This window comes from Jatrophihabitans sp., from assembly GCF_035474675.1.
Lineage (GTDB): Bacteria > Actinomycetota > Actinomycetes > Mycobacteriales > Jatrophihabitantaceae > Jatrophihabitans_A.
This window is the reverse complement of sequence record NZ_DATINC010000114.1, coordinates 24292-39460: the sequence shown is the minus strand read 5'-3', so window position 1 is coordinate 39460 and position 15169 is coordinate 24292. Positions and strand designations below refer to the sequence as shown.

The 15169-nt window shown below is 71.7% G+C and carries 13 protein-coding genes; 9 read left to right on the top strand and 4 right to left on the bottom strand.

Annotated features, from left to right (window positions below; genetic code table 11):
• The first annotated feature begins 40 nt into the window (after positions 1-40).
• From VLJ82_RS13630 to VLJ82_RS13600, 7 genes are all read left to right on the top strand, one after another.
• The gene (locus tag VLJ82_RS13630) at positions 41-1162 is read left to right on the top strand and encodes a TIGR03118 family protein (protein ID WP_408663902.1); all 1122 of its coding nucleotides are present in this window, start codon (positions 41-43) and stop codon (positions 1160-1162) included.
• 185 nt (positions 1163-1347) lie between these two features.
• Positions 1348-2880, top strand: a complete 1533-nt coding sequence (locus tag VLJ82_RS13625; RefSeq protein WP_408663901.1) for a uracil-xanthine permease family protein — start codon at positions 1348-1350, stop codon at positions 2878-2880.
• A complete protein-coding gene (locus VLJ82_RS13620; RefSeq protein ID WP_408663900.1) occupies positions 2877-3773 on the top strand; it encodes an FAD binding domain-containing protein in 897 nt (298 codons plus the stop codon). Before VLJ82_RS13625 ends, VLJ82_RS13620 begins: the two co-directional genes overlap by 4 nt.
• Positions 3770-4303, top strand: coding sequence for a (2Fe-2S)-binding protein (locus tag VLJ82_RS13615; protein ID WP_408663899.1), 534 nt, complete (start codon positions 3770-3772; stop codon positions 4301-4303). The genes VLJ82_RS13620 and VLJ82_RS13615 overlap by 4 nt, the downstream gene beginning before the upstream one ends.
• Entirely contained in the window at positions 4300-6702 is a 2403-nt protein-coding gene (cutA, locus tag VLJ82_RS13610; protein ID WP_408663898.1) for an aerobic carbon-monoxide dehydrogenase large subunit, read from the top strand. Before VLJ82_RS13615 ends, cutA begins: the two co-directional genes overlap by 4 nt.
• Entirely contained in the window at positions 6699-7346 is a 648-nt protein-coding gene (locus tag VLJ82_RS13605; protein WP_408663897.1) for an SRPBCC family protein, read from the top strand. The genes cutA and VLJ82_RS13605 overlap by 4 nt, the downstream gene beginning before the upstream one ends.
• Positions 7339-8238, top strand: a complete 900-nt coding sequence (locus VLJ82_RS13600; protein ID WP_408663896.1) for a carbon-nitrogen hydrolase family protein — start codon at positions 7339-7341, stop codon at positions 8236-8238. Before VLJ82_RS13605 ends, VLJ82_RS13600 begins: the two co-directional genes overlap by 8 nt.
• Before the next feature lie 52 nt (positions 8239-8290).
• On the opposite strand, the gene VLJ82_RS13595 is transcribed toward VLJ82_RS13600, so the two are convergent.
• The 4 genes from VLJ82_RS13595 to VLJ82_RS13580 form a co-directional block, all read right to left on the bottom strand.
• Positions 8291-8719, bottom strand: coding sequence for a type II toxin-antitoxin system VapC family toxin (locus tag VLJ82_RS13595; protein ID WP_408663895.1), 429 nt, complete (start codon positions 8717-8719; stop codon positions 8291-8293).
• Positions 8716-8970, bottom strand: a complete 255-nt coding sequence (locus VLJ82_RS13590; RefSeq protein WP_408663894.1) for a type II toxin-antitoxin system Phd/YefM family antitoxin — start codon at positions 8968-8970, stop codon at positions 8716-8718. The genes VLJ82_RS13595 and VLJ82_RS13590 overlap by 4 nt, the downstream gene beginning before the upstream one ends.
• A gap of 104 nt (positions 8971-9074) precedes the next feature.
• Positions 9075-9524 (bottom strand): hypothetical protein, encoded by a 450-nt coding sequence (locus tag VLJ82_RS13585; protein ID WP_408663893.1) that lies wholly within the window; start codon positions 9522-9524, stop codon positions 9075-9077.
• 173 nt (positions 9525-9697) lie between these two features.
• On the bottom strand, positions 9698-10951 hold the full coding sequence (locus VLJ82_RS13580) for an MFS transporter (RefSeq protein WP_408663892.1): 1254 nt from the start codon (positions 10949-10951) through the stop codon (positions 9698-9700).
• 167 nt (positions 10952-11118) lie between these two features.
• Here VLJ82_RS13580 and VLJ82_RS13575 point away from each other — a divergent pair, with 167 nt between their 5' ends.
• Both VLJ82_RS13575 and VLJ82_RS13570 read left to right on the top strand, forming a co-directional pair.
• Positions 11119-13203, top strand: coding sequence for a hydantoinase/oxoprolinase family protein (locus VLJ82_RS13575; RefSeq protein ID WP_408663925.1), 2085 nt, complete (start codon positions 11119-11121; stop codon positions 13201-13203).
• A complete protein-coding gene (locus VLJ82_RS13570) occupies positions 13200-15104 on the top strand; it encodes a hydantoinase B/oxoprolinase family protein (protein WP_408663891.1) in 1905 nt (634 codons plus the stop codon). The genes VLJ82_RS13575 and VLJ82_RS13570 overlap by 4 nt, the downstream gene beginning before the upstream one ends.
• The last annotated feature ends 65 nt before the right edge of the window (positions 15105-15169 follow it).

Here is a 15169-nt window from a genome sequence, read left to right as displayed (position 1 = left end):
AGCAGGACGCGCCACACTCGGACTCCTCTGGAGGCACACCATGATCACAGCTGCGCTCTCCGGCCGTCAGGCGGCGCTTCTCGCGACGGTGGTGACGCTCACCCTCGGCACGGTGGTTGCCGCGCCGGCGGAGGCGGCCACCGCCGGCAGGGTCGCCGCGCACGGCGGCCGATCCGGGCACGATGCGGATGGCTACCGGCAGATCAACCTGGTGTCCGACGTGCCGGGCCTGGCGCAAGTCCTGGACCCGAACCTGGTGAACGCCTGGGGCCTGTCGGCCGGCCCGACCAGCCCGATCTGGGTGTCGGACAACGGCACCAGCAAGTCCACGCTGTACCGCGGCGCGACCAAGCCGGGTGAGCCGGCCAGCATCGTGCCGCTGGTCGTGTCGATCCCGGGCGGTGGCTCGCCCACCGGCCAGGTGTTCAACAGCACCGGCGATTTCGCCCTGCCGTCCGGCGGAAAGGCCTTCTTCGTCTTCGCCGGTGAGAACGGTGACATCAGCGCCTGGAATCCCGCGCAGGGCAGCACGGCCGTACTGGTGGCGCCGAGCAGGGGCGGCGTCTACAAGGGCCTGGCACTGGTGGCCGGTTCGTCGGGCAACCGGTTGCTCGCGGCCAACTTCGCCGCCGACCGGATCGACGTGTTCGACGGCGCCTTCCAGCCGGTGCCGGTGCACGGCTTCCGCAGCGTCGGCATTCCGCACGGGTACGCGCCCTTCAACGTCGCGGTGCTCGACGGCCGGGTCTATGTCAGCTACGCCAAGCAGGACGCCGACAAGCACGACGACGTCGCGGGCTCCGGCCACGGTTTCGTCAATGTCTTCAGCACGAGCGGAAAGTTCCTGCACCGGTTCGCCAGCCGCGGCGTGCTGAACTCGCCCTGGGGGATGACCATCGCACCCGAGGGGTTCGGCGACTTCAGCGGGAAGGTGCTGGTCGGCAACTTCGGCGACGGCCGGATCTACGCCTTCGACCGCTCCGGAAAGATGGCGGGCACCCTGCGCCGTGCCGACGGCCACCCGCTGGCCATCGACGGCCTGTGGGCGCTGATGCCCGGCAACGGAACGGCTGGTGCCACCTCCGACCTCTGGTTCAGTGCCGGGCCGGCCGAGGAGACCCATGGTTTGCTCGGAATCCTGCGCTCCCTCGGCGACGACTGAGCTGACCGCACCCAGCCGGGGCGGGGATCCGACCGGTTCGCCGGGTAGTTCCGCGCTGTCCCGGCCACCCCGCTCCCGGCTGCGGCGTGTCACAGCCGTCAAGCCGATCTTTGGCCCAACACTGCACCGTGTAGCTGAGGCTGCCCGGCGGAAACCGGGCGGCCATACCCCATGCTCGGGAGGCCATGATGTCTGCGTTCGGATGGAAACTGGTCTACGACGGCAAGACGCCGCCGCCGGGCGCGGTGGTGCGTCCCGGCGAACGGCTGTCCTGGCTGCGGATGGGCGGCCTGGGCGCCCAGCACGTGGTGGCGATGTTCGGCGCCACCTTCGTCTTCCCGGCGATCATGGGCCTGAACCCGAACCTGGCCGTGATGATGTCGGGCGTCGCGACCATCCTGTTCCTGCTGATCGTCAAGGGCCGGGTGCCGTCCTACCTCGGCACCTCCGCCTCGTTCGTGGCCGCGGTCGCCGCGATCCGCGCGCAGGACGGCGACTCCGCCGACGTCACCGGCGCGATCCTGATCGCCGGCCTGATCCTGGCCGCGGTCGGCCTGCTGGTGCACTTCGGCGGCAGCCGGTTCGTGCGCCTGGTGCTGCCGCCGGCGGTCACCGGCGCGGTGGTGATGCTGATCGGCTTCAACCTGGCCACCGTGGCCACCAGCATCTACTTCCCGACCGAGCAGTGGATCGGCCTGCTCACCGCGCTGTTCGTGCTGGTGCTCGCGGTGCTGGTGCGCGGCTTCCTGAGCCGGATCGCGATCTTCCTGGCCCTGATCTTCGGCTACCTGATCAGCTGGATCGCCGACCGGATCAACGACGTGCCCAAGTGCGGCGGTGCGGTCACCACCGCCTGCACCGGCACCGGCCACCGGATCGACTGGAGCGGGGTGCGCAGCGCCGACTGGATCGGCTGGCCGCAGGACATCATCAGCCCGACCTTCGGCCCGCTCACCGGCCCGCACCTGCCCACCTTCAAGATCACCTTCATCCTGCTGGTGATCCCGTCGGTGATCGCGCTGATCGCCGAGAACTCCGGCCACGTCAAGGCGGTCTCGGAGATGACCGGCGACGACCTGGACCCCTACCTGGGCCGGGCCTTCGTCGGCGACGGCGTCGGCACCGCGGTGGCCTCGCTGGTCGGCGGCTCGCCGACCACCACCTACGCCGAGAACATCGGCGTGATGGCCGCGACCCGGATCTACTCCACGCTGGCGTACTACATCGCCGCGGTGGTGGCCATCCTGTTCGGGTTCTGCCCCAAGTTCGGGGCGATCGTCGCCGCCACCCCCGGCGGGGTGCTCGGCGGCATCACGCTGGTGCTGTACGGCATGATCGGCCTGCTCGGCGCCAAGATCTGGGTGGAGAACCGGGTCGACTTCGGCAATCCCGTCAACCTGGTGCCGCTGGCCGCCGGCATCATTGCCGGCATCGGCAACCTGGCGATCAAGTTCACCGACACCTTCTCGATCACCGGAATCGCGGCCGGCACCCTGATCGTGCTGATCGGCTACCACCTGGTGCATATCCTTGCTCCCAGGGTCGGGGTGACCCCGGTGGTGGAGAACACCGCTCCGATCACCGACCGACCCACGCAGGGCACTGACACGCCGAGGTACCCAGACGCTGACGCGCCGACCTACCAGGGCACCGACGCGTCGACGTACCGAGGCACCGACGCACCGAGGCACGGACAGGGAGGTTCTGGGACAGGGTGAAGCCGCCAGCGTTCGACTACAGCCGTCCGGAGTCTCTCGACGAGGCCCTGGACCTGCTGGCCGGTTTCGGCCCGGACGCCAAGGTGCTCGCCGGTGGCCAGAGCCTGCTGCCGCTGCTGTCGATGCGGCTGGCCGCGCCGTCCCGGCTGGTGGATGTCAACCGGCTGGCCGAGCTGGCCTACGTACGCTCCGGCCCGGACGCCGTCCGGGTCGGAGCCCTGGCCCGGCACGCCGCGGTGCTGCACGACGCCGGTGCCCGGGACCGCCAGCCGCTGCTGGCCGAGGCGCTGGCCGCGGTCGCCCACCCGACCATCCGCAACCGCGGCACCTCGGTGGGCAGCCTGGTGCACGCCGACCCGGCGGCCGAGCTGCCCGCGGTGCTGTGCCTGCTGGGCGGTTCGGTGACGCTGGCCTCGACCGCCGGCCGGCGCACCGTGCCGGCCGGCGAGTTCTTCCTCGGGCCGCTGGAGTCGGCCGTCCGGCCCGGTGAGCTGGCGGTCGAGGCGAGCTTTCCGGCCCTCGGCGCCCGGTCCGGCACCGCGTTCCTCGAGGTGTCGCGCCGGCACGGCGACTACGCGGTCTGCGGGGTGGCCGTCCTGGTCGAGCTCGACTCCGACCTGCGGATCGCCACCGCCCGGGCCGGCTACCTGTCGGTGGCGCCCACCCCGCTGGTGCTGGACCTCACCGGGGCGGCCGGCGGCCGGGCGTACGACGCGGACTACGCCGGCCCGGAGTCGGCCGTGGCCGCTCTGGTCCGGGACGCGGTGGACCCGGAGCCGGACATCCACGCCAGCGCGGCCTACCGCCGCCAGCTAGCCGGGGTGCTGACCGCCCGGGCGCTGGGCATCGCCGCCCGGCGGGCCGCCGGTGCCGCTGCCGAGGTCGCCGCGTGAGCGAAGCCATCCAGCCGGGAGCCGTGCAGTCAGAGGCAAGGCACCGGGTCGCCCTCACCGTCAACGGCATCGAGCATCGCGTCGCGGTGCCGGCCCGCCGGTTGCTGTCGGACTGCCTGCGCCACGACCTGGGCCTGACCGGCACCCACGTCGGCTGCGAGCACGGGGTGTGCGGCGCCTGCACGGTGCTGGTCGGCGGTGTGCCGATGCGCTCCTGCCTGCTGCTGGCGGTCAGCATGGACGGCGAGCAGATCACCACCGTGGAGGGCCTGGCAGGTACTGGAGACACAGCCGGCGAACTGTCGCCGGTGCAGCAGGCCTTCGCCGAGTGCCACGGCCTGCAGTGCGGCTTCTGCACGCCCGGCTTCCTCACCACTATCACCGCCGGGCTGGCCGACAATCCCGACCCGACGCCCGAGCAGGCCCGGGAGCTGATCGGCGGCAACCTGTGCCGGTGTACCGGCTACCAGAACATCGTCGCGGCCGTGCTGCGCGCTGCCGAGCTCACCCGGGAGCGGGGTGCGTCGTGACCACCCGGATGATGGGCGAGCCGGTCCGCCGGGTCGAGGACCGCCGGCTGCTGACCGGCAACGGCCGTTACCTCGACGACCTGGGAGCCGACGCGGTCGAGGTGGCGGTGCTGCGCTCGCCGCACGCGCACGCCAAGATCCTCGACATCGACGTCACCGGGGCGCTGGAGGTCGAGGGCCTGCTGGCCATCTACACCTACGACGACCTGACCGGCCCGCTGGCCGACCCGCTGCCGCTGCTGATCCCGCACCCGGCGCTGACCCATGGCCGCACCCAGTACCCGCTGGCCCGCGACGAGGTCAACTACGTCGGCGAGGCGGTGGCGTTCGTGGTGGCCGAGAACCGCTACCTGGCCGAGGACGCCGCCGAGCGGATCGTGGTCAGCTACGAGGTGCTGCCGCCGGTGGTCGGGATCACCGCCGCCCGAGCCGCCGAGCAGCTGGTGCATCCGGACGTGCCGGGCAACGTGGCCGCCCACCTGGTGCAGGAGGTCGGCGACGCCGCCGCCGCGATCGCCGCCGCCCCGCACCGGCTGGAGCTGGACCTGACCGTGGAGCGCTCGGCCAGCACCCCGCTGGAAGGCCGGGGGGTGCTGGCCCGCTGGGACGCCGACGCGCAGCGGCTGCGGATCTGGACTTCCACCCAGACCTCGACCGGGGTGCGCGCCGCGGTGGCGGTCAAGCTCGGCCTGGACCTGGGCAGCGTCGAGGTGATCACCCCGGACGTCGGCGGCGGCTTCGGGGTCAAGATCGTGCACCCGTGGCCGGAGGAGGTGCTGGTGCCGATGGCGGCCCGCGCGCTGGGCCGTCCGGTGAAGTGGACCGAGGACCGCCGTGAGCACTTCATCTCCTCCGCGCACGAGCGCGGCCAGCAGCAGCACGTCGAGGTCGGCTTCGACGACGACGGCCGGCTGCTGGGGCTGTCGGTGCGGTTCTGGCACGACCACGGCGCCTACATCCCGTACGGGCTGATCGTGCCGATCATCACCTCGACCCAGCTGCTCGGGCCGTACAAGCCCGGCGCGTACCGGGTGGAGTTCGAATCCCTCTACACCAACACGGTGATCGTCACTCCGTACCGTGGCGCCGGCCGGCCGCAGGGCGTGTACGCGATGGAGCGCACGATGGACGCGATCGCCGGCTACCTGGGCCTGGATCGGGCCGAGGTGCGGGAGCGCAACTTCATCCAGCCGGAGGAGATGCCTTACGACCACGGCCTGATCTTCCAGGACGGCCGGCCGCTGGTGTACGACTCCGGGGACTTCCCGGCGTCGCTGGCCAAGCTGAAGAAGCTCGTCGGCTGGGACGACTGGCCGGCCTACCAGGCCGCCGCACGCGCCGAGGGACGCCGGGTCGGCATCGGATTGGCCTGCTACGTCGAGGGAACCGGCGTCGGCCCGTACGAGGGCGGCCACGTCCAGGTCGAGACCACTGGCAAGGTGAAGGTGGCCACCGGCCTGACCTCGCAGGGCCAGGGCCACCAGACCGCGTTCGCCCAGATCGTGGCCGACGAGCTGGGCGTGCCGATGTCCGACATCGAGGTGGTCACCGGCGACACCCGGCGTTTCCCTTACGCGGTCGGCACATTCGCCTCCCGGGCCGCGGTGATGAGCGGCTCGGCGATCGCGCTGGCGGCCCGGGCGGCCCGGGCCAAGATCCTCAAGGTGGCGGCCGACGCGCTGGAGGCCGAGCCCGGTGACCTGGAGATCGTCGAGGGCCGGGTGCGGGTGAAGGGCAGTCCCGGTGCCGAGATCTCGCTCGGCACCGTGGCGGTGCTGTCCAACCCGCTGCGCTACGCCTTCGACGAGGCGTCCAAGGCGGCCACCCAGTTCGTGGTCGGGCATCCGGACCAGCCACCGGTCGGCGAGGACGACGAGCCCGGCATCGAGGGCCGGGACTACTACTCGCCGGTGGGGTCCACCTTCGCCAACGGGATGCACGCGGTGATCGTGGAGACCGACCCGGACACCGCCGAGATCAAGATCCTGCGCTACTGCGTGGTGCACGACTGCGGCACCCTGATCAACCCGATGATCGTCGAGGGCCAGGTGCACGGCGGCGTGGCACAGGGCGTCGGGGGAGCGCTCTACGAGCGGATGGCCTACGACGAGTCCGGGCAGTTGCAGAACGCCTCGTTCATGGACTTCCTGATGCCCTACGTCTCCGAGGTGCCGGCCTCGATCGAGATCGACCACCTGGAGACGCCCTCGCCGCTGAACCCGCTGGGCATCAAGGGCGCCGGCGAGGCCGGGGTGATCCCGAGCGCGGCGGTGTTCGCCGCCGCCATCTCCGACGCCGAGGGTTTCGCGATCACCTCGATGCCGATCTCGCCGAGCGAGCTTTTCGAACTCCGGGCGGCACATGCCGTGCCGGGCCAGCAGGAAGGGGACCGGTCGTGAAGGTGGCGGGCGAGGCGGTGCTGCACGCGCCGGTCGAGCGGGTCTGGACGGCGTTGCGCGACCCGGCGGTGCTGGTGGCCACCATCCCCGGCTGCGAGCGGCTGGTGACGACCGGCCCGGACAGCTACGACATGACGGTCACCGCGGGGGTGGCCTCGATCAAGGGCAGCTACACCGGCACGGTGTCGCTGGCCGAGCTGCCGGAGCCGAACACCTTCCTGATGAAGGCATCCGGTGCCGGCGGCCCGGGCACCGTCAGCGCGGACGTGACGGTGACCCTTGTCGAGGAAGGCGATGCCACCCGGCTGCGCTATGACGCCGATGCGGTGGTCGGCGGAGTGATCGGCGGGGTCGGGCAGCGGATGCTGGCCGGGGTGGCCAAGAAGCTCGCCGGCGAGTTCTTCGCCGCGGTGGACGAGGTGCTGACCGGTGCCCGGTCGATGGCCCCGGCCCCGATCGGCGAGGCGGGAACCGCCGGCATGCCGACGGTGTACCGCGATGCCGGGCCGGGACGGCTCGCGGCTCGTACCGGTGAGCCGGTGTCGTTCATACTGGGAGCGGTGTTCGGTGCCGCCACCGCACTGGCCGGGGTACTGGTCGGGGTGCGGGTGGCCCGGGGTGGACGGAGGCTTGACGATGCGTGAGTTCGTAGCGGCCGCGGTGCAGGTGGCGCCCGCGCCGGGGCCGTTGACCGCCGCCGGGGTGGCCGCCAACACCGACCGGGCGCTCACGCTGACCCGGCAGTGCCACGCCTCGACCGGGGCCGAGCTGATCGTGCTGCCCGAGTCGGTGACCACCGGCTTCACCCCTGGGGTAGCCGCCGAAGAACTGTGGGACCTGGTCAGCGAGCTGCCCGGTGAGGTGCTGCAACCGTTCGCCGACCTGGCCGCCGAGCTCGGCACCCACCTGGTGCTGGGGACGTACGAGCGCGGCCCGGAGCGCGGCGTGGTCTACAACGCCGCGGTGGTGCTGGACCCGGCCGGCGAGCTGCTCGGCGTCTACCGCAAGACCCATCCGTTCGGCACCGAGCGCGCCGACCGCGGCGGCTGGGTGACGCCGGGCGAGGACGTCCTGGTGGTGGACACCGCGCTGGGCCGGATCGGCGTGATCATCTGCTTCGACGGCGACTACCCCGAGCTGTCCCGGATCACCGCGCTGGCCGGCGCCGAGCTGATCTGCCGGCCGTCGGCGCTGCTGCGCCCGGCCGACATCTGGGAGCTGACCAACCGGGCCCGGGCGTATGACAACCACGTCTACGTGATCGGGGCGAACGCCACCGGGACCGACCCGGGCGGGGTGATCTACTTCGGCAACTCGATGATCGTCACGCCGACCGCCGAGGTGGTGGCGCGGGCCTCGTCGCACGAGTGCTGGGTGTCGGCCCGGTTGGACCCGGACACCGCGATGCGCTCGATGAGCCCGGGCTCGTCGGTGCCGCAGACCTTCGACCACCTGGCCGACCGCAACCTGGCGCTGATCCGCAAGAACGCCGAGCTGCTGCTCTCCGAGGGCCGGACGCCCTTCAAGCTCGGCTGAGCCGGCCGGCGCTCAGCCTGGCCTACAGCGCAAACGCTCGGCCGGGATCCGGTCAGGAGCGGGTCGTGTCATAACAGGCGACGCCCAGCTCAGCCCAGGCACGCAGCAACTCCTGGTCGCCGGCGGCTGCCACCAGCTCCGCGTCCTGGACGCTCTCGGCTGCGGCGCAGTGCACGGCGTCATAACCCCGCAGTGCCAGTTGACGGGCGAGCGCCGCGGCCCGGGAAACGGTGACGTGGTCGGCTTCGACGACCTCGAACTGCTCCCACAACTGATCGAGCAGCGCCAGCGCGTTCCGGTGCGTCCGGTTGGTGATCCGATCCAGCCGTCGGGCCTGGGCAAGTGCCGCTGAAGCTTCGACGTAGGTCAACCGGCTGGTTACGACAGCGTCGGCGTCGTCCCAGAAGCGCCGGCAGGATGGGCTGCTGGGTTCTGAGATCAGCAGCGGAACGACGGCCGAGGTGTCGAGGTAGCCGATCACCGCCGCTGGTCGTCGATGAGATCGGTGACTGTTCCGGCAGCCGGCAGGGGATCGGGAGCCGGGCCCTTGGAACGGCCGGATCTGGTCACCCGGCCATCGGCGATCAGCGTCTCCAGCCTGGTGGGCCGCCCGGCCGGCACGATCCTCGCCACCGGCCGGCCGTGGTCGGTGACGGTCACGGTGTGCCCGTCCCGGACCGAGGCGAGGTGCCGGCTCAGATTGTCGCGCAGGTCCTTGATGCCGACATCCATGACGCCTCCAGGTGGCTAGATTAGCTAAATCAATTGTAGCCACCTAGCCGGCCTGCTGTCGTACGAACATTCGCCGCAGCACATCCGCCAGGGCTACCCGCCGGTCAGCTGGCCTTCTTAAAGTGCCACCGGTCGTTGTCAGCCACCACCTGTGCGACTACCCGCTGCAGTTGCGGCCTGCCGGTCGGGTCGGCTATCCGCAGCAGCAGGGTGGTGGTCCCGCTCGTCGTGGCGGTGACGGTCACCGGGATCACGCCGCCGTCCTTCGGCACCGTGACCTGGTTCGGCTGCACGGTGACCGGGGTGCCGGACTGCATCAAGCTGACCGTGGATCCGGTGAAACTGCCGAGGCAGAAGTAGGCCTGGGCCGGCGTACCCAGTGGCCGTTTGCCGGACGGCCACTTCAGCCCGGCGACGGCGCCGCCGTCCGGGCTGCCGGGATCGGCGGCCGTGCCACAGTCACTCAGCGTCGCCGGAGGTCTGTCCGACCCACCTCTGCCGTCGCAGCCACCGGCCAGCAGCGCCACCAGGAACATCGCGAACAGCCGAAGCACCTGGGACTTCCTTGCAGATGTGGCAGGCAGCCGGTCTGGCGGCGCGGTGGGGCTCACCGGACCCCGAGCGACGTGACCGCCGGCTACCGCCATGTGGAAATGCTATGGCTTCGCGCGGTCTTCCGGCCTGACTTGCACGGCGCGGAGCCCGACCCAGCCCTGTGGGTGTGGAGTCAGGCGCCCGGGCTGCCGGACGTCAGGGCGACCGCCGGGGTGCCGGCTCCGGCCAGCCGCCCGTAACCGACCGCGGCGAGCACGCCAACCAGGGCGCACCCGGCCCACACCGCGCCGTCGCCGTACCAGTCCGTCAGCGCACCGCCGAACGCCGGCCCGGCGAACGCGGCCCCGGCGTAGGCCAGCGCGTAGATCCCGAGGTAACGGCCACGGGCAGCCACCGGCGCCATCTCCGACGCCACCGCCATGGCCGCCGGCGCCAGCAGGATCTCGCCCAGGGTCCAGACCACCACGGTGCCTGCGTAGGCCGGCGCCGTGTAGGCGAACGCCACCAGCCCGAAGCCGCCGCCGGTCAGCATCGCGGCCAGCATCAGCACCAGCCGCCGGTCCACGCCCTGCACCAGTCTGGTCACCGGCAACTGCAGCAGCACGACGACGAAACCGTTGACACCGACCGTGAGGCCGTACTGCGCCGGGGTGAAACCGTGCCTGCCCATCCGGAAGGCGAGCGTGGAGTTGGCCTGGTGGTAGGTCAGGCACACCGCCCAGGTGATCACCACCAGGCTCATGAAGGGCCGGTCTCGCAGGACGCTCGCGATGCTGTACCGGTGCGTCTCGGGCGGCGCGGGGCTGCCCTCGATCCCGGACGACTCGGCAGCCGGGCGGGTTTCGGGCACCCGGATCAGGACCGCCGCGGCGGTGAGCAGGCTGGCCGCGGCCTCGCCGTAGAACAGCGGCAGGAAGCTGCGCTCGGCCACCAGGCCGGCCAGTGCCGCCGAGACGCCGAAGCCGAGGTTGATCGCCCAGAAGTTCAACGCGAACGCCCGCGCCCGGTCCGGCGCCGGGATGATGTCGGCGATGATCGCCGAGATGGCCGGGCGGGAGGCGTTGCTGGCCATGCCGACCGAGAACGCCACGACGGCGATGACCACCGGAGCCGTGCTGTGGCCCAGCGCGACGGTGGTGACGGCGGTCGCCAGCTGTGCCACCAGCAGGGTGATCCGACGCCCAAGGCGATCCGAGAGCACGCCGCCGATCAGGTTGCCGAGCACGCCGCCCAGGCCGTACAGCGCGACCACGAGCCCTACGAACGACGCCGAGGAATGCCGCTCCAGGGTCAAGTAGAGCGCCAGGAAGGCCACCACGAAGCCGCCGAGCCGGTTCACCAGGGTCGCGGCCCACACCCACCAGAACGTCGCGGGGAAGCCGGCCAGCGCCGATCCGGAGGTAACGGGTGCGCCGGTGCCGGGCATAGGCCGAGCTTTCGCGTAAAGGCAATCCATGGTAAAAGCCATGGGGTAGCCCACAAAGGTACAGCAGGAACAAGTCACTGACTACGCCCCAGTGAATGCCAACGCCTCCCCGCCTTCTCGGGCAAGATTCGCCCAAGCGCTGAGCAACATTTGCCAGTTGGATCCTGATCGTGGCAGGAATTCGGATCGGCATCGACACCGGCGGCACCTTCACCGACGTGGTCGCCTTCGACGAGGGCACCGGCCGGCGGATCAGCACCAAGACCGCCTCCACCCCGAGCGACCCGGCCGAGGGTTTCCTGGCCGGCATCGCCAAGGTGCTGCGCCAGCTCGGCCTGCCGGAGGCCGAACACGGCGCGGCGATCGCCGCGGTCAGCCACGGCACCACGGTGGCCACCAACCAGCTGCTGGAGGGCAAGGTCGGCGACCTCGGCTTCGTCACCACCGAGGGGTACGAGTTCCTGCTGGAGATCGCCCGGCAGTCGGTCCCGGACGGCTACGGCAACAGCTACTTCTGGGTCAAGCCGGACCGGATCGTGCCGGTGGACCGGGTCCGGACGGTGCCCGGCCGGCTGGACCACACCGGCGCCGAGGTCCGGCCGTTCGACGAGGACCAGGCCCGCGAGACCGCGCGCTGGTTCAAGGCAAAGGGCATCGACACGATCGGCGTCTGCCTGCTGCACTCCTACGCCAACCCCGACCACGAGCTGCGGATGCGCGACATCCTCGCTGCGGAACACCCGGATGCGGTCGTGTCGATCTCGGCCGAGGTGCTGCGCGAGTACCGGGAGTACGAGCGCTCGATGACCACCCTGGTGGACGCCGCGGTCAAGCCCAAGGTGGCCGGCTACGTCCGCTCCATCCGCCGCCGGCTCGACGGGCTGCGGCCGGACCCGCCGATCCCGTTCTACGTGATGAAGTCCAACGGCGGCGTGCTGTCGGCCGAGGAGGTGGTGCGCCAGCCGATCAGCACGGTGCTGTCCGGCCCCGCCGCCGGCGCGCTCGGCGCCGCGCTGATCGCCGAGCACGCCGGCTACGACCGGGTGCTCACCTGCGACGGCGGCGGCACCTCCACCGACGTGGCGGTGGTGCTGGACGGCCAGCCGGCGCTGACCACCGAGGGCAGCGTCGGGCAGTACCCGTCCAAGATCCCGATGATCGACGTGGTGACGGTTGGGGCCGGCGGCGGCTCGATCGCCTGGCTGTCCCCGGAGGGCGCGCTCAAGGTGGGCCCGCGCTCGGCCGGCGCGGAACCCGGCCCGCTGTGCTACGGCAAGGGCGGCACCGAGGTCACCGTCACCGACGCGCACCTGGTGCTCGGCCGGATCCCGCCGCACCTGCTGGGCGGTGAGATCGGCCTGGACGCCGACGCGGCCCGCACCGGCCTGCACCAGCTGGCCGGCAAGCTCGGCCTGGAACCGGCCGCCTGCGCGCTCGGGGTGCTGGAGATCTCGGCGTGGAACCAGGCCAATGCGCTGCGCCAGGTCACCGTGCAGCGCGGGCTGGACGTCCGCGAGTTCACCCTGACCACCTTCGGCGGCTCCGGGTCGCTGCTGCTCTGCCGGCTGATCGACATCCTCGGCCTGCCCCGGGTGCTGGTGCCGCCCGAGCCCGGCAACGTCTCGGCGTTCGGGCTGCTCACCGTCGACGTCCGCAATGACTACGTGCAGACCTGCGTCGCGCAGCACGACGCGCTCACACCCGACACGGTCAGCCGGATCATCGAGCAGCTGACCGGCCAGGCCGCCGAGGCGCTGAACCGGGAGGGCTTCGCGCCGGCCGAGCAGCAGTTCCGGCGCAGCGCCGACCTGCGCTACTTCGGCCAGGCCTTCGAGGTCCGGGTGCCGGTGCCGGACGGCCCGCTGGGCTGGGCCGAGCTCGACGCGGTGGCGGACGACTTCCACCAGGCCCACGCCGAGCTGTACGGCTACTCCTTCGCCGCCGATCCCCGGCAGCGGGTGGAGTGGGTGAACCTGCGGGTGACCGGGGTCGGCCCGATCCGCCGCCCGCAGCTGGCCGAGTACCCCGATTGCGCGGAGCCGGCGCAGACCGGCGTCCGGGAGGTCTGCTTCGACGTCACCGGCTACCAGCCGACTCCCTTGTACGACCGGACGAAACTCAGTCCCGGCGACCGGATCGGCGGGCCGGCGGTGATCGAGGAGTTCGGCTCCACGGTGCCCATCCATCCCGGCTTCACCGCCGAGCTGGACCGCTACGGCAACCTGCGGGTGACCAAGGACGGTGCCCGATGACCGACTCGCTCACCCCGGATCGCGGCGCCGGCGTCGACCCGATCGTGCTGGAGATCGTGCAGGGCAGCCTGGCCTCGGTGGAGCAGGAGGTGGAGACCGCCATCGCCCGCACCTCCCGGTCGCCGATGATCCGGGACGCCCACGACTTCCGGGCCGGCATCCACGACCGGCTGCTGCGCAAGCTAACCGGCCGCAGCTACTCAGCGCTGGTGCACCCGGTGGCCCGGGACTTCCCGCTGGCCGAAATGCGACCGGGGGATGTGTTCTTCCACAACGACGTCTACCTCTCCGAGGGCGGCATCGGGCACCTGCCGGACCTGTGCGTGACGGTGCCGGTCTTCTGTGACTCCGGGAACAGACCAGAGGTGGTGGCCTTCGTGCAGGCCTTCGGGCACCACGACGACATCGGCGGCGCGGTGCCGGGCTCGATGCCCAGCCACGCCACCAGCGTGTTCGAAGAGGGCCTGATGGTGCCGCCGATCAAGCTGTGGGACCAGGGCGTGCCCAACCAGGCCGCGTTGCGGATCATGACCCGCAACTCCCGGATGCCCGAGTCGCTGGCCGCCGACCTGGACGCCGAGTGCGCCGCGTGCCTGATGGGTTCCCGCCGGCTGGCCGAACTGTTTGCCCGGTACGGCCGCGAGGTCGTGGAGGCCTGCTTCGACCAGATCGTCGAGCGCACCACCGAGACCTACCGCCGGGAGATCCTGGCCAAGATCCCGGTCGGCAGCTGGACCTGGGAGGACTACGCCGAGCACGACGGCGTCGAGCCGCCGAAGCTGCACACCCAGCGGATCACGCTGACCCGGACCGGGCCGGACGACGCGCAGGGGGAAAGGCTGATCCTGGACTTCGCCGGCACCGCGCCGCAGGCCAAGGGCCCGATCAACCACTGCGCCGACTACGCCGACGGCAACTTCCTGAAGAAGTGGCTGGCGCCGATCCTGCGCAACCTGGCCGACAGCCCGGAGCGGATGGCCGAGCTGGACGTCAACGAGGGCGTGGTGCCGCTGATCGAGATGCGCTTCCCGCCGCCGGGCACCCTGCTGACCCCGGTGTTCCCGGCGCCGACCAACGCCCGGACGTTCGTGATCCTGCGGCTGCTCGGGGTGCTGGCCGGAGTGCTGGCCAAGGCGGTGGACGGCCGGATGCCGGCCGACCAGGAGACCATCCGCTACACCGGCGTCTACGGCAACGACCGGGACGGCCGGCCGTACCTGATGCGCGAGGTGCTCGGTGGCGGCTCGGGCGGGCGGTACTACGCCGACGGCGAGGACACCATCCACGTGGTGCCGGACTCCCGCAACCTGCCGACCGAGTTCACCGAGGCCCGGTTCCCGTTCCTCATCGAGCGGCTGGGCCTGGCGACGGACTCCGGCGGGCCGGGGGAGTACCGCGGCGGCCTGGGCTACGACAAGCACATCCGGATGCTGTCCGACGGCCACTTCATGTCCATCGCCGACCGCTCCATCCTGGCCTGCTGGGGGGTGCGGGGCGGCCTGGCCGGCCGGCCGTTCTCGGTGGTGATCGACCCGGGCGGTCCGAACGAGCGCGAGGTGGACGCGTTGGCCGACGCCGAACCGGTCCGGGCCGGCGAGGTGATCCGGATTCGCACCACCGGCGGCGGGGGCTGGGGCGACCCGCTGGACCGGGCGCCGGCGGCGGTGCTGCACGACGTCCGGTGGGGCAAGGTGTCGGCCGGCGCGGCCCGCGACGACTACGGCGTGGTGCTGGCCGGCGACGGAGATTCACTGGCCGTCGACGACGCCGCCACCGCGGCGCTGCGCGAGCGGCTGCGGGCTGCCCGGCCGGCGACGAGGCCGTTCTTCGACCGCGGGCCGGGGTACGCCAGCCTGTCCGGCGGGGCGGCGTCGTCCGGCTATGACCATCTGGCCGACTGACCGTCAGCCGGACACTGACCGCCCGGACTAGTGCGCGGCGCCGGCCGAACCCGAACGGCTGGTGG

Coding starts and splice junctions, on each gene's coding strand:
- VLJ82_RS13600 (WP_408663896.1), top strand. CDS start 7,339: ATGCGTGAGTTCGTAGCGGCCGCGGTGCAGGTGGCGCCCGCGCCGGGG.
- VLJ82_RS13580 (WP_408663892.1), bottom strand. CDS start 10,951: ATGCCCGGCACCGGCGCACCCGTTACCTCCGGATCGGCGCTGGCCGGC.
- VLJ82_RS13625 (WP_408663901.1), top strand. CDS start 1,348: ATGATGTCTGCGTTCGGATGGAAACTGGTCTACGACGGCAAGACGCCG.
- VLJ82_RS13630 (WP_408663902.1), top strand. CDS start 41: ATGATCACAGCTGCGCTCTCCGGCCGTCAGGCGGCGCTTCTCGCGACG.
- VLJ82_RS13590 (WP_408663894.1), bottom strand. CDS start 8,970: ATGGATGTCGGCATCAAGGACCTGCGCGACAATCTGAGCCGGCACCTC.
- VLJ82_RS13570 (WP_408663891.1), top strand. CDS start 13,200: ATGACCGACTCGCTCACCCCGGATCGCGGCGCCGGCGTCGACCCGATC.